A 13,029-nucleotide genomic window follows, 5' to 3' on the forward strand; every position below is an offset into this window, starting at 1 on the left:
GACAACCCGCTGCCGCAACTCACCACAAGGCAACTGGCGCAGATTTTCTCTGGGCAGATCCAGCGCTGGGAGCAATTGGGCATCGCCGGCGGGGCTATTCATCTGTACGCCCGTGACGATCGTTCCGGCACTTATGAAACCTTCAAGGCGCTGGTGCTGGAGCCTCAGCATGAGGAACTTTCGGCCGTGGCACGGCGTTTCGAGTCCAGCGACGATCTGGCTGCAGGGGTGAGCACCGACCGCCAGGCCATCGGCTTCAGCAGCCTGGCCGCAGTGCACGGGGCCAAGGTACTGGCGGTAGCCGAAGGCGACGCGCCGGCCATGTTGCCGCAGCGGGCGCTGGTGGCCAGCGAGGACTACCCGCTGTCGCGGCGCCTGTATTTCTACCTGCCAGCCACCCCCAGGCCGCAGGCCAAGGCCCTGGCCGAGTTTGCCCAGAGCCCCGCAGGCCAGGCGATCGTCGCCCAGCATGGCTTCGTTTCGCAGCAGATAAAGGCGCAGCCTGTGCCGCCCCAGGCCAGCATGCCGCCGCGCTATCGCACCCTGGCGCAACAGGCGCAGCGTTTGAGTGTGAACTTCCGCTTCCAGGAAGGCAGTGCCAGCCTCGACAACAAGGCGCTGCGTGACGTGCAGCGGGTCGCCGAGTACCTGCGCCAGGCCGGCAAACTGCAGAGCAAGACCGTGCTGGTGGGGTTTGGCGACCCCAAGGAAACACCCGGCCGCGCCGCCCTGCTTTCGCGCCTGCGCGCCCAGGCAGTGCGCCGCGAACTGGCACGCGATGGTGTGGCCGTACTGGAGGTGACAGGCATGGGCGATGAGCTGCCGGTCGCCGGGAATGAATTGGAGCAAGGGCGACTGCGCAACCGGCGGGTCGAAGTGTGGGTGTACTGATTTACAAGCCTGCGCACATTCCTGTGTAGGAGCGGCCTGGCAAAGAAATGTAACAGCTCCCCATTCGGCATCATCGGCAAACGGGTCTAGGCTCAAGCTCATGTGATACCGGGCCCCTCTGACGGCTGCCACGCCGTGATGTCGGATCACTGTTGCCATGCAACGTCGACATTCAAGGAGGGGCTCATGACAGCTCTGCAGGCATTCCTCACCACCCCGTTTCTCGGTACCAGCGCCTGGTTGTGGCTGGTGTTCATGGCCATCGTCGTCGGTTTGCTGGTGCTCGACCTGGGCGTGCTGCACCGCCAGGACCGGGAAATCGAAATGCGCGAAAGCCTGCTGCTGTATTCGGGCTATTTCAGCGTCGGCGTGCTGTTCGGCGCCGGAGTGTGGTATCAGCTCGGGGCGCAGTCGGCGCTGGAGTTCTACACCGGTTTCCTGGTCGAACAGTCGCTGTCGATGGACAACGTGTTCGTCATGGCGATGATCTTCAGCTACTTCGCCATCCCCCGCCGCTACCAGCACCGGGTCCTGTTCTGGGGCATCCTCGGCGTCGTGTTCCTGCGGGCGATCATGATTGGTGTAGGCGCTGCGCTGGTGCAGAATTTTGCCTGGGTGCTGTACATCTTCGGCGCCTTCCTGCTGTTTACCGGGGTGAAAATGGCGCTGTCGAAGGAAGACAGCCACCCGGACCTGGCCAACAACCCGATCCTGAAGTTCGTGCGCCGGCACATGCGGGTCACCGACCAGATACACGGCTCGCACTTCTTCGTGCGCCAGACGCCGCCCGGGCACAGCAAGGCGCTGCGCTATGCCACCCCACTGTTCCTGGCGCTGGTGCTGATCGAGCTGGCCGACCTGGTGTTCGCCGTCGACAGCGTCCCGGCGATCTTCGCCATTACCCAGGACCCGTTCATCGTCTATACCTCGAACATCTTTGCCATTCTTGGCTTGCGCTCGCTGTACTTCGCCCTGTCGGCGCTGATGCACCGCTTCGTTTACCTCAAGTACGCGTTGGCGCTGGTGTTGATCTTCATTGGGTGCAAGATTTTCTATCACGGCATGGTGGGCAAGGTGCCAGCGTTGCTGTCGTTGGGGGTGACGTTCGGGCTGTTGCTGGGTGGAGTGGTGGTTTCGTTGGTCAAGACGCGGGGGGAGAAGGTGGCTGTCGTAGATCAGGCGCTCGGGCAAGCTACAAATGCCGATCGTAAAGCCGGCCAGAAAGAGGAAGACCCGCAGATGCGGGTCTGATTTCCCCTACTTGAACTTAAATAATGCCCATACAACCACCATCCAGATGAGTCCGGTCATGTTTAGCCAGGCAGAAATTTTCAACCTGCGTTTAAGCTTTTGCGGAAACGCGTGTAACTCGCCAGCATCCAGCTGACCCATTCGCAGCGCTAGCCACGGAAATGCCACTAGCCCACTTACCGTACATAGCGTCATCCAGCGCCACTTGAATGACCCAGTTCCCCAATAAAGCTTGATGCTTTCAAAATAGGGGTTACTGGTGATGGCTGAGCAGGCGATATCATAATCTTTGGTCAACGTCGAGACAGCACTAAGGACTAGTCCTGGTATGCTGATAGCAAACGGACTTAATAGAATCGCGACTTTAGCAAGTGGTTGCCAGCCAGTAATGTCAATCACTGCGCGCCTCGTAAATAAACTCGCCTACGGACTCACCGAGCTTCCCGCCCAGCACTCCCCCAGCCATGCCGCTGGCGCCCACCAGCACTATGCCGCATACCGGCGCAGCCAGACCTCCCGAGCCCATGGTAACAGCGGCACAAATTGTTCCAGATACGAGGTTTGCTAAGGTGCCAACTATTGGTCCGGCGGTTCCAGTAGCGAAACCTCCCGTCTCGGTAAGTCTGACCTTTTTACAGTCTTCAGTCTCCAGCGCGACAAACCTCTTGCACTTTTAAATAAGAAGAAGCTCCCCCCAACCCAATCGCAGCATACCCACCATATTCTAGGTACTTGCTAAGCCGCGCCACCTTGTCCAGATGCGTTGCATATCCCGGAATCTGCCCCGGCCCGCCCGCTTTCGACCAGTGATGCACTAGGCTCCTGGTGAAAATATTCAGGCTCTTCTTCAGGCGTTCATAACTCCCAAGGTTCAACTGCTTGTTAATGAATGCCACTTTCAACTGGCCATCCAGCTGCTGCAGCAACTGTCGCCACTCGGGGATAACCACGACTATTCAGTTAGCCGCAGTGCATAAACTCGCGCCAATTCGGACTACTCACCTCTTATAAGGAAGTAACCAATCAGCGTCCAGAAAACAGCAAAGAAATTCAGCCACAGCCCCACAACCATTTTTCGCTGCAAATATGAAGGAAAGCTCTTTAGCTCGTTTTGGTCAAGCCAGCCCATGTAAATATGGAACGTGGGGAAAGTGACCAAAGCGCTCACTACGCTTATAAGCAGGCATCGAGATCTCAAACCTCCCTTTCCCCAAATGGGCTTCATTTGCTCTAAGTAGGGGTTGCTTTGAATAGCTGACAAGGCAATTTTGAAATCTGGTGACATCGCAATTTGCGCGTTCAGAGCAAGCCCTGCGAACCCACTGACGAACGGGACGATAAGAAATAATAATTTCAAAGCGGGCGGCCAGCTATCGAAGTCAATCATCTGTAATCTCATAAATCTGCTCACCAGCCTTCGTGGTTGCATCACCTGACCTTTTCCTTCCAGGATGACGCGCATGTTCAAGCTCCCTTTGCATGATTCAGATTGGAAAACCTAACATCACCAAGGGCGCTTCAAGTGCCTGTAAAAGAAATTCAGATGTTTCCTACAAAATTGTTGAGCTTACACTTTAATGCATATCCGTTGGTCAAGATGCGAGCGGAGGAGGCAACATCAAGGACGCTCAACCCAGACAGCCCGCTAATTCCAATGTTGCGTTCAGTAACGAGGCAGATCCGCAAATGCGGGGCTGATCGAATTCGCGCAGAGATCACTTCTTTAGAGGCGTATGCCACCTAGAAGCCGCCCGGATCGAGATTGACCATTCCGCTACGCTCTGGACAGTTCGACTACTGCGGCTGCAACCGCAATCCAGACAAACCCGATAATTGACAACCACGCCGAAATTCCAAGCTTTCGTTTCAGCTTTGAAGGAAATGCCCTCAACTCATCGACATTCAGATTGCCAGAGCGCAAAGCCAGCCCCGGAAATGTGACAAGACCGCCGATACTGCAGACCAACATCCAACGCCATTTCAGGTTTGACGTCCCCCAGGATATTTTTAGCCGTTCCATATACGGATTGCTGGTAATCGCAGAGCAGACGACATGGAAGTCGCGCGATAACGTAATAGAAAGATTAATCAATACACCAAGGAGAGAGACGACAAATGGGGTAATTACAAATAGCAACTTCATTACCACCGGCCAGCTCTCAAATTTCATCATTAGATACCTCATAGATGAATTCGCCGAACGACCCACCCAGCAATTCTCCAAGTTTTCCACCTGCTAGACCACCTGTTCCCGCAACCACGAGACCACAAACTGGCAGACCTATTCCTGCTGTACCTGCGGTAAATACGGCACATAATGTACCCACCGCAGTACCAGCCAATGCCGCCCCCGCTGATGCGCCCCCGACCGCCAAACTGAACGATCCGGTTTCAACATATCGAATCTTTGCACAGGCTTCCGCGTCCCCACTTCGACAGACCTCTTGTACTTTCAAATAGGACGAGGTCCCACTCAGGCCAATTGCAGCGTACCCCCCATATTTCAGGAAATTGCCAAGCCGCGCCACCTTGTCCAGATGCGTTGCATACCCCGGAATCTGCCCCGGCCCGCCGGCCTTCGACCAATGGTGTACAAGGCTCTTGGTCGAAATGTTCAAACTCTTCTTCAGCCTTTCATAGCTTCCCAGGTTCAGTTGCTTGTTAAGGAATGCCACTTTCAACTGGCCATCCAGCTGCTTCAAGAGCTGCCGCCGTTCAGCGAAGAATCCTGGACTGTTCAGGTGGCCATGGCGCATGAATTCCCGCTGATGCAACTGCTCGATCCTGGTCAACGTGCCACTGACCTGCTTCAAACCCTGGTCAAGCATATCCTTGCCCACGCCCATGGACTGGCTGGCATTGCTGAGCAACCCCGCAATCTCGGCCTGATGCGCCATCATGAAATCCGCTTCGGCGAAATCCAGCACCGCCAGCGCGCGGCGTGCGTGCTGCGCCGCCGCCATCAGCTGGCCTTCCTCGCGAGTGCAGGCGTCACCGTTGTCAGGGTCACCGATGACGAAAATTTCCCCTGCCTTGAACCCCTGTTCGAACGTAGGGTTGAGCCGCTGCAGCCGGGAGACAGGCAGCGTGGCATCGTGTTCCGCCAATTGCAGCAGCACCTGTGCGAACGACATGCCCCGGGGCACCACGTAGAACCCAGGCTCCAGGGCACCGGGCAACGCACCTGCCACGGGTTGCGAGAAACGTTCGGGGTAGACGGGGGTTGATGCCTCGGCAAAATGGGTAGGCGCATGTCGGGCAACGGAGCGCATCGGCACAAATGCTCCACTCAACGGTGCGACCACGCGATTACTGCCCGGCGGGCAGCCACAGAGGACCAGAGCACCATCCATGGCGACACGCCGGCCGTCAGAGATGACGAAATCCGCCCCTTCGGCGATGACCCCTTCCTGGCCACACAGGGGGCATGGCGTGGTGTGATCACCTTCGCGCAGCACCATTCGGCCCTCGTCGAGATAGCCTGCATCCGTGGCAATACACACCGCCCCCGTTGTGGTTACATCGCCATCTACTGCCTGACCTTTTCCCTCTAGACTGGTGCGCATATGCAAACTCCCTGTGCACGAAGTTGAGGTTAAAACCTAACATCAGCATGGGAGATACAAGTGGCCTGAGTCGAAAATCAGATGTTTCCTACAAATAGCCCAAAGTATGTTTTGCAGAACAAGCCGGGGGTTTTCTTGGCGGAGAAAATCAAATTTCCTACATCACAAATATAATTCATCCGACTGCAGCCAGACGCATACGGCAAGGCCGAAATACGCTCACCTGTAAGAGCGCATGGCTTCAGTCTGACAATGAAGTCAGTAATTCATCGCCCGCTTCGCAACATCTCCACCGGCACATACTTGCCAATCTCGTACTTGCCAATCGCCGCCCGGTGTACCTCGTCAGGTCCGTCGGCCAGGCGCAAGGTGCGCTGCATGGCATACATGTAGGCCAGCGGGAAGTCGCCGCTTACCCCTGCCCCGCCATGTATCTGGATGGCGCGGTCGATCACCTTCAACGCCACGTTCGGCGCCACCACCTTGATCTGCGCGATCTCGCTGCGGGCGACCTTGTTGCCGACCGTGTCCATCATATAGGCGGCTTTCAGTGTCAGCAGCCGGGCCATGTCGATCTCCATGCGCGAGTCGGCGATCTTGTCGACGTTGCCGCCCAGGCGTGCCAGTGGCCGGCCAAACGCGGTGCGTTCCACCGCCCGCTTGCACATCAGCTCCAGCGCGCGCTCGGCCATGCCGATCGAGCGCATGCAGTGATGGATACGGCCCGGGCCCAGGCGCCCCTGGGCAATCTCGAAACCGCGGCCCTCGCCGAGGAGCACGTTTTCATACGGTACCCGCACGTTCTCGAAGAGGACTTCGGCATGGCCGTGAGGGGCATCGTCATAGCCGAACACCGGGAGCGGGCGGACAATCTTCACGCCGGGCGCATCGGTGGGCACCAGCACCATCGAATGCTGCTGGTGACGCGGCCCCTCAGGATCGGACAGGCCCATGAAAATCATCACTTTGCAGCGCGGATCGCAAGCGCCGGAGGTCCACCATTTGCGGCCGTTGATCAGCCATTGGTCGCCGTCACGCACGGCCGTGGCGGCCATGTTGGTAGCGTCCGAGGAAGCCACGTCCGGTTCGGTCATGGCGAACGCCGAACGGATCTCGCCCCGCAGCAGCGGCTCCAGCCACTGGCGCTTTTGCGCCTCGCTGCCATAACGCACCAGTACTTCCATGTTGCCGGTGTCCGGCGCAGAGCAGTTGAACGGTTCCGGGCCGAGCAACGAACGGCCCATGATTTCCGCCAGCGGGGCGTATTCCAGGTTGCTCAGGCCGGCGCCGTATTCCGATTCGGGCAGAAACAGGTTCCACAGCCCCTCGGCACGGGCCTTGGCCTTGAGCTCTTCCATGATTGCAGTGGGCTGCCAGCGGTCGCCCTCGGCGACCTGGCGCTCGAACACCGCTTCGGCGGGGTAGACATGGGCGTCCATGAACGCGCTGACGCGCTCGCGCAGTGCCTGGACCTTGGGCGAATAGGCGAAATCCATCGGGGCTACCTTCACGGTTCGGAGTACATGGGCCAGAGCCTAGAGCAGCCAGCCCCCATCCACCTAGTCTATTTTCCGCGTGTATAAACATTCATAACCGATATATGATCGGCCGATAATTCCAACAAAGAGCGGCGCCCATGAACCTCAGCAAGGTCGACCTCAACCTGTTCATCGTGTTCGACGCGATCTACACCGAAGCCAACCTGACCCGGGCCGGGCAGATTGTCGGCATCACCCAGCCAGCGGTGTCCAACGCCCTTTCGCGGTTGCGCGAAACCTTCAACGACCCGCTGTTCGTACGCACCGCCCAAGGCATGGTGCCCACACCCATGGCGCAGAACATCATCGGCCCGGTGCGCAACGCCCTGGCGCTGCTGCGCACCTCGGTGCAGGAAAGCCGCATCTTCAACCCCCAGCAGGCCAACAAGACCTTCCGCATCAGCATGACCGACCTGACCGAGGCGGTGATCTTGCCGCCGCTGTTCCAGCGCCTGCGCCGCCTGGCACCGGCCGTGTTGATCGAGAGCTTCCTGTGCAAGCGCCGCGAGACCACCAAGGAACTGGCCGCCGGCAGGCTGGACTTCGCCATCGACGCGCCGCTGAACACCGACCCGCAGGTACGCCACGTCAAATTGATGCAAGACCGCTACGTCTGCGCCCTGCGCCAAGGCCACCCGCTGGCCGACAGCAAGCTGACCCTCGACAGTTATCTGGGCATGACCCATATCCATATTTCCAGCCGGCGCAACGGCCTGGGCTATGTGGACCTGGCGCTGGGCAAGATGGGTGTGCAGCGCAAGGTCGCCCTGCGCTCGCAGCATTACCTGATGGCCTCGCAGGTGCTGCAGCAGACCGACATGGCGATGACCGTCCCGGAACGCTTCGCCCGCCGTCACCAGTTGCGTTACCACCCATTGCCAGTCGAGGTTCCCGCCCTGGAAACCCACCTGTACTGGCATGAAAGCACTGATCAGGACCCCGCCAACCGCTGGATGCGCGAGCAGATCATCGAGTTGTGCGAACGCGTGGTTGCGGAGGAAGAGCGAGTTCTGGAATCAGCATGAGCATACGAGTGAGGGACTTGGCATACCTCTCACCCTCTAGAGAAAAATATTCTACAGAGGACCAGATAAAGGGAATTATTTTTCAAGTCATTTGACGAATTGGCAACGGGTAGTAAAAAACATCTTCAAAGCGGCGGGTACGCTTACTTCGACGATCGCCCCTTTCACGGCGACAGACACGGACCCGCCCCAATGCCCAGCGCCCCGCTCTACTTCGATTACGCCGCCACCACTCCAGTCGATGACCGGGTCATCGAAACCATGCTCGCCTGCCTGGGCAGCCAGGCCAACTTCGGCAACCCGGCGTCCAGTGGCCATGCCTTCGGCCAGGCCGCCCGTCACGCCGTGGAACAGGCCCGCGAGCAGGTAGCCGAATGCGTTGGCGCGCAGGCCGATGCGCTGGTGTGGACCTCGGGGGCGACCGAGTCCAACAACCTGGCACTCAAGGGCATTGCCCAGGGCCTCGGCCAGCCCGGGCACCTGATCACCAGCCAGCTCGAACACAAGGCGGTGCTCGACACGGTTGCCGAACTGGAGCGCCAGGGCTGGGCCGTGACCCGCCTGGCACCCGATGCGGCTGGCCTGATCCAGCCCGCAAGCGTGCAAGCAGCACTGCGCGCCGATACGCGCCTGGTCTCCCTGATGGCGGTGAACAATGAACTGGGTACGCTCACAGACGTTGCCACTATTGGCGAACATGTGCGCGCCCACGGTGCCCTGCTGCACGTGGACGCCGCGCAGGCGGTGGGCAAGGTTGCCATCGACCTGAGTACGATGGCCGTAGACCTGATGTCCTTTTCAGCGCACAAGGTATACGGGCCAAAAGGCATCGGAGCGCTCTACATCGGGCCTCGGGCGCGCGCGCTGATGCGTGCGCAGATGCACGGCGGCGGCCATGAGCAGGGCCTGCGCTCCGGCACGCTGGCGACGCACCAGATCGCCGGCATGGGCAGCGCTTTTGCCCTCGCCGGCCAACCTGGCGATAGCGAACATGTGCGCGTTGAACAGTTGGCCAAGCGGCTTTGCGAAGGCCTGCTGGGCTTGCCCGGCGTCTCTCTGAACGGCTGCGCCAGCCAACGCATCGCCCATACCCTGAACCTGTGCATCGACAGCCAGGGGTTCAACAGTGCGGCGCTGGCCAGCGAGCTGGCGCTGTCGACCACCTCGGCCTGCAACTCGGCCAGCAACGCAGCCTCGCATGTGCTGCTGGCGCTGGGCCTGGATGAGCGCCAGGCACGCAACAGCCTGCGCTTGAGCATCGGCCGCTACACCACCGAGGCCGAAGTGGACAAGGCGCTTGAAGTGTTTACCCGAGTACTGGCTTCGGCGTCGGCGGCATTGTGGTGAACAGGCGCTGGAACCGCCGGCTATACGAGGTGTAGCCCCCGCCGCACGTCGGCTTCAGAGGAAAGTGAACACCTGCGAAGCCGGCAACCGCGACTTGCTCAAGCCGGCGTTGAAGTCCGTCTGGCTGCGATAGCCCAGGCTGAGGATCACAACGCTGGTGAAGCCACGCTCGCGCAAGCCAAGCTCGGCATCGAGGATCTGGCTGTCGAAGCCCTCGATGGGCGTGGCATCCAGCCCATGTGCTGCCGCACCCAGCAGGGCAGTACCCAGGGCCAGGTAGGTCTGCTTTTCCATCCAGTGCTGCGCGTCTTTCTGGTCAAAGCGGTGCAGGTCGACATAGTAGCGTCGGCTCTGGTTCTGCGCAGCACGCGCTTGCTCATCGCGGAAGCGGCCATCTGCGGCCTCCTGGTCAAGCACGCCGTTCAGGTGCGCTTCGGTCATTTCGGTGCGGGTGCAAAACACGATCACATGCGAGGCATCGAGCAATTTCGGCGAGTTGTAGGCAAACCGCTCCGCCGTGCTCTTGGCCAGGCGGGCCTTGCCTTCGGCGCTGTCGGCGACGATGAAGTGCCAGGGTTGCGAGTTGACTGAAGACGGGCTGTGGCGCAGTTGTTCGAGCAAGGCATCGACGGTGGCCTGGGGAATGCGGCGCGAGGCATCGTAGGCTTTGGTGGTATAGCGGCGCTTGGCCAGCGAGACGGTATCCATGCAGCAACTCCGGGAATGAACAATAGATGTGCCGCGCATCTTATCTTTCCTGCGGAAAAGAAAAAGCGGCACAATGCAGGAACACTTTCATCGCCGGAGTGAAAATGCTGCGCATCGCTGACCTCGAACTGTTCGCCCGCAGCAGCGTGCTGGGCAGTTTCACCGCCGCCGCTCATGAGGCTGGGTTGCTACCGGGCCAGGTGGCCGCCGCGATCAAGCGCCTGGAGCGCGACCTGGACGTACGCCTGTTCGCCCGCACTACCCGCAGCCTGCGCCTGACCGCCGAAGGCGAGCGCTACCTGCCCACCGCCCTGAATGTGCTGGAGAGCCTGCGCCAGGGCCATGAAGACCTGCATGGCAACCCGGGCACACTGCGCGGCACGCTGCAGGTTTCGGCACCTTCCGACATGGGTCGCAACATGCTGCTGCCATGGCTGAGCGCCTTTCGCCGCGAGCACCCGGCCCTGCAACTGCGGTTTTTTTTGTCCGACCAGATCGCCGACCTGAACCGCGACCCGGTGGACGTGGCCATCCGTTATGGCCTCAACCAGGATGCCAACTACATCGCCCTGCCCTTGGCCGACTGGAACCGCCGGGTACTGGTGGCCTCGCCGGACTACCTGGCACGCCGCGGCCACCCGCTCACCCCCGACGCATTGCAGCAACACGACTGCCTGCTGTACCTGCAGCACAACCGGGTGTATGACAAGTGGCGAGTCGGCAACCGCACCGTGCAGGTGCGCGGGCCGCTGGTTAGCGACGATGCCGATGTCATCCGGCGCCTGGCCATTCAGGGCGAAGGCATCGTCTACAAGTCGTGGCTGGATGTCAGCGCCAACATCGCGGCCGGCGAGCTGCAAATCGTCCTGCCCGAGTTGCTCGGCGAGCCCACGCCGGTCACCCTGGTGTGCCCGCATCGCAAACAGCTCACGCCTGCCGTGGCGCAGTTGCACCTGTGGCTGCGCGAGCGCTTCGAAGCCTTGCGCAGCCGGGCGCTGAGCAACGGCTGCACAATCGTTCCAGACTGAGCCGGACCATTACGCTAAGGTAGCCATTTACCCCAATGGCACACCCGCATGAGCAACTGGATCGACTTCAAGCAAGACGCCGACACTGGCATCGAGTCGGTGCGGGCGCATTTCGTCGGGCATGCCTATGACCCGCACTGGCACGACAGCTTCCTGGTCGGCGTGACCGAACAGGGCGTGCAGCAGTTCAACTGTCGCCGGGTACGCCACCGCAGCACGCCAGGCCAGGTGTTCCTGCTCGAACCCGGCGACATTCACGATGGACTGGCGCCGACCGACGAAGGCTTTACCTATTCGACGCTGTACCTTGAGCCTGCCTGGCTCGACCAGCAGCTACGGACGCTGTTCGAGCACGCACCAGGCAGCAGCCTGCCCAGCTTTGCCGATACCCTGTGCCATGACCAACGCCTGGCGCGTGCCACCGCCCTCGCCTTCCAGGCCGTGCATGAGCAGGACTTGCGCATGGTCAGGCAAACAGCCATGGACGACCTGTTGGCCTGCCTGACCCGTCACCTGCACTGGCGCCGGCGTATCAACCCAGACCCGCGTCTGCCGCTGAGCGCGCAACGCGCACGTGATTACCTGCATGCCAACCTTGAACGCGACATTGGCCTGGAGGATTTGGCCCAGGCTTGCGGCATCGACCGCTTCCGCCTCACCCGCGCGTTCAAGGCCGCATTCGGCCTGGCGCCGCATGCCTACCTGATCCAGCTGCGCCTGGCCCGGGCACGGCGCCTGCTGGCCCAGGGCCAGACCCCGGCCGAAGTGGCCGTGGCCCTGGGCTTTGCCGACCAGAGCCACTTGGGGCGCTGGTTTCGCCGCGCCTACCAGCTGACCCCGGCCGACTACCGCAGGCGCTGCTCAAACCTTCCAGACTGACGGGCTGTGGGCAGCGAGCATGGTGCTTCGATTTCCGGAGCCCTTGATCATGTCGCACTCGCTGTTGCCCTTCATCCTTTTCGCCCTGGTGTCCAGCATCAGCCCGGGGCCGACCAACCTGCTGATCCTCGCCCACGGTGCCCGCCTGGGCCTGCGCGCGAGCCTGGCGCCCATCGCTGCGGCCTGCGGGGCAGCTGCGGCGATCGTGCTGCTGGTCGGTCTGGGGCTGGGTGAGGTGCTGCTGCGTTACCCGTTGGCGCAACAGATGATGAGCTGGGCCGGGGTGCTGTGGCTGAGCTGGCTGGCGTGGAAGATGCTGCGCAGCGCGGCAGCACCGCTTGAGGCCGCCACGGCGCACGGCTTCAGCGCCGTGAGCGCGGCGGCGTTGCAGGTGGTGAACCCCAAGGTGTGGCTGATGGCCGTGGCGGTGGTCGGCGTATTTGCAGCACCGTCGCTGCCGGTGTGGCAGCTGGCGTTGGTGTTTCTGCTGATTGCCCTGCCGTGCATGGCGGCGTGGGCGGCATTGGGGGTAGGCAGCGCGCGGTGGTTGCAGGGGGTGCAGCGGTTGCGGGTGTTCAATCAGGTATTGGCGGGAGTGTTGCTGGTGTCGGCCTGGGTGGCCATGCTGAGCTGAAGCCGCAGAGGTGAGCCCCCTCCCCAAAAGACCAAGCGAGGGTGTCAGAAATTTTGTGTTCGGGCATAACATGAGTAAGAGGTGCATGTATGCCAACCAAAAAAAAACCGCTCCGAGAGTTACCAAAGGTTCCGAAAGAGCTGCTGGAACAGTTTTCCGCTG

At 60.7% G+C, this 13,029-nt stretch carries 13 protein-coding genes and 1 pseudogene; 7 read left to right on the top strand and 7 right to left on the bottom strand.

The window, feature by feature from the left end; translation table 11 throughout:
• Together HP547_RS19835 and HP547_RS19840 are read left to right on the top strand one after the other, a co-directional pair.
• On the top strand, positions 1 to 891 hold an 891-nt coding region (locus tag HP547_RS19835; RefSeq protein WP_172287178.1), incomplete at its 5' end, for a phosphate ABC transporter substrate-binding/OmpA family protein.
• 186 nt (positions 892 to 1,077) lie between these two features.
• Positions 1,078 to 2,142, top strand: a complete 1,065-nt coding sequence (locus HP547_RS19840; RefSeq protein WP_172287181.1) for a TerC family protein — start codon at positions 1,078 to 1,080, stop codon at positions 2,140 to 2,142.
• Between the two features lie 6 nt (positions 2,143 to 2,148).
• On the opposite strand, the gene HP547_RS19845 is transcribed toward HP547_RS19840, so the two are convergent.
• From HP547_RS19845 to HP547_RS19870, 6 genes and pseudogenes are all read right to left on the bottom strand, one after another.
• The gene (locus tag HP547_RS19845; protein ID WP_172287183.1) at positions 2,149 to 2,541 is read right to left on the bottom strand and encodes a hypothetical protein; all 393 of its coding nucleotides are present in this window, start codon (positions 2,539 to 2,541) and stop codon (positions 2,149 to 2,151) included.
• A pseudogene (locus tag HP547_RS29985) lies at positions 2,534 to 3,080 on the bottom strand (hypothetical protein); the annotation flags it as partial. The pseudogene HP547_RS29985 and the gene HP547_RS19845, both read right to left, overlap by 8 nt.
• A 56-nt stretch (positions 3,081 to 3,136) precedes the next feature.
• Positions 3,137 to 3,604, bottom strand: a complete 468-nt coding sequence (locus HP547_RS19855) for a hypothetical protein (RefSeq protein ID WP_256676382.1) — start codon at positions 3,602 to 3,604, stop codon at positions 3,137 to 3,139.
• A gap of 312 nt (positions 3,605 to 3,916) precedes the next feature.
• On the bottom strand, positions 3,917 to 4,312 hold the full coding sequence (locus tag HP547_RS19860) for a hypothetical protein (RefSeq protein WP_172232403.1): 396 nt from the start codon (positions 4,310 to 4,312) through the stop codon (positions 3,917 to 3,919).
• Positions 4,302 to 5,708: a PAAR domain-containing protein gene (locus tag HP547_RS19865; protein ID WP_172287186.1), complete on the bottom strand. Its 1,407-nt coding sequence runs from the start codon at positions 5,706 to 5,708 to the stop codon at positions 4,302 to 4,304. Before HP547_RS19865 ends, HP547_RS19860 begins: the two co-directional genes overlap by 11 nt.
• Positions 5,709 to 5,974: 266 nt before the next feature.
• On the bottom strand, positions 5,975 to 7,204 hold the full coding sequence (locus tag HP547_RS19870) for an acyl-CoA dehydrogenase (RefSeq protein ID WP_172287188.1): 1,230 nt from the start codon (positions 7,202 to 7,204) through the stop codon (positions 5,975 to 5,977).
• A gap of 140 nt (positions 7,205 to 7,344) precedes the next feature.
• Between HP547_RS19870 and HP547_RS19875 the strand changes: the two genes are divergently transcribed.
• Both HP547_RS19875 and HP547_RS19880 read left to right on the top strand, forming a co-directional pair.
• Positions 7,345 to 8,271: a LysR family transcriptional regulator gene (locus tag HP547_RS19875; protein WP_172230959.1), complete on the top strand. Its 927-nt coding sequence runs from the start codon at positions 7,345 to 7,347 to the stop codon at positions 8,269 to 8,271.
• 192 nt (positions 8,272 to 8,463) lie between these two features.
• Positions 8,464 to 9,618, top strand: coding sequence for a cysteine desulfurase family protein (locus HP547_RS19880; RefSeq protein ID WP_172287190.1), 1,155 nt, complete (start codon positions 8,464 to 8,466; stop codon positions 9,616 to 9,618).
• A gap of 54 nt (positions 9,619 to 9,672) precedes the next feature.
• Here the strand turns inward: HP547_RS19880 and nfsB are convergent, their stop codons facing one another.
• The gene (nfsB, locus tag HP547_RS19885; RefSeq protein ID WP_172230965.1) at positions 9,673 to 10,326 is read right to left on the bottom strand and encodes an oxygen-insensitive NAD(P)H nitroreductase; all 654 of its coding nucleotides are present in this window, start codon (positions 10,324 to 10,326) and stop codon (positions 9,673 to 9,675) included.
• A 104-nt stretch (positions 10,327 to 10,430) separates the two neighbouring features.
• On the opposite strand from nfsB, the gene HP547_RS19890 reads away from it, so the two are divergent.
• The 3 genes from HP547_RS19890 to HP547_RS19900 are packed head-to-tail and all read left to right on the top strand — an operon-like array spanning position 10,431 to position 12,867.
• Complete coding sequence (locus HP547_RS19890) at positions 10,431 to 11,354, top strand: LysR family transcriptional regulator (protein WP_172287192.1); 924 nt, start codon at positions 10,431 to 10,433, stop codon at positions 11,352 to 11,354.
• Positions 11,355 to 11,402: 48 nt separating this feature from the next.
• The gene (locus tag HP547_RS19895) at positions 11,403 to 12,233 is read left to right on the top strand and encodes an AraC family transcriptional regulator (protein WP_172287195.1); all 831 of its coding nucleotides are present in this window, start codon (positions 11,403 to 11,405) and stop codon (positions 12,231 to 12,233) included.
• Positions 12,234 to 12,282: 49 nt separating this feature from the next.
• A complete protein-coding gene (locus tag HP547_RS19900; RefSeq protein ID WP_172231489.1) occupies positions 12,283 to 12,867 on the top strand; it encodes a LysE family translocator in 585 nt (194 codons plus the stop codon).
• Positions 12,868 to 13,029 lie beyond the last annotated feature (162 nt).

The organism is Pseudomonas sp. CM27, assembly GCF_013179515.1.
GTDB lineage: Bacteria > Pseudomonadota > Gammaproteobacteria > Pseudomonadales > Pseudomonadaceae > Aquipseudomonas.

What these genes read in the sequence shown, in the direction of transcription:
- HP547_RS19855 (WP_256676382.1), bottom strand. Translation starts at nt 3,604, where the DNA reads ATGCGCGTCATCCTGGAAGGAAAAGGTCAGGTGATGCAACCACGAAGG.
- HP547_RS19860 (WP_172232403.1), bottom strand. Translation starts at nt 4,312, where the DNA reads ATGAAATTTGAGAGCTGGCCGGTGGTAATGAAGTTGCTATTTGTAATT.
- HP547_RS19880 (WP_172287190.1), top strand. Translation starts at nt 8,464, where the DNA reads ATGCCCAGCGCCCCGCTCTACTTCGATTACGCCGCCACCACTCCAGTC.
- HP547_RS19875 (WP_172230959.1), top strand. Translation starts at nt 7,345, where the DNA reads ATGAACCTCAGCAAGGTCGACCTCAACCTGTTCATCGTGTTCGACGCG.
- HP547_RS19865 (WP_172287186.1), bottom strand. Translation starts at nt 5,708, where the DNA reads ATGCGCACCAGTCTAGAGGGAAAAGGTCAGGCAGTAGATGGCGATGTA.
- HP547_RS19890 (WP_172287192.1), top strand. Translation starts at nt 10,431, where the DNA reads ATGCTGCGCATCGCTGACCTCGAACTGTTCGCCCGCAGCAGCGTGCTG.
- HP547_RS19900 (WP_172231489.1), top strand. Translation starts at nt 12,283, where the DNA reads ATGTCGCACTCGCTGTTGCCCTTCATCCTTTTCGCCCTGGTGTCCAGC.
- HP547_RS19840 (WP_172287181.1), top strand. Translation starts at nt 1,078, where the DNA reads ATGACAGCTCTGCAGGCATTCCTCACCACCCCGTTTCTCGGTACCAGC.
- HP547_RS19870 (WP_172287188.1), bottom strand. Translation starts at nt 7,204, where the DNA reads ATGGATTTCGCCTATTCGCCCAAGGTCCAGGCACTGCGCGAGCGCGTC.
- HP547_RS19895 (WP_172287195.1), top strand. Translation starts at nt 11,403, where the DNA reads ATGAGCAACTGGATCGACTTCAAGCAAGACGCCGACACTGGCATCGAG.
- nfsB (WP_172230965.1), bottom strand. Translation starts at nt 10,326, where the DNA reads ATGGATACCGTCTCGCTGGCCAAGCGCCGCTATACCACCAAAGCCTAC.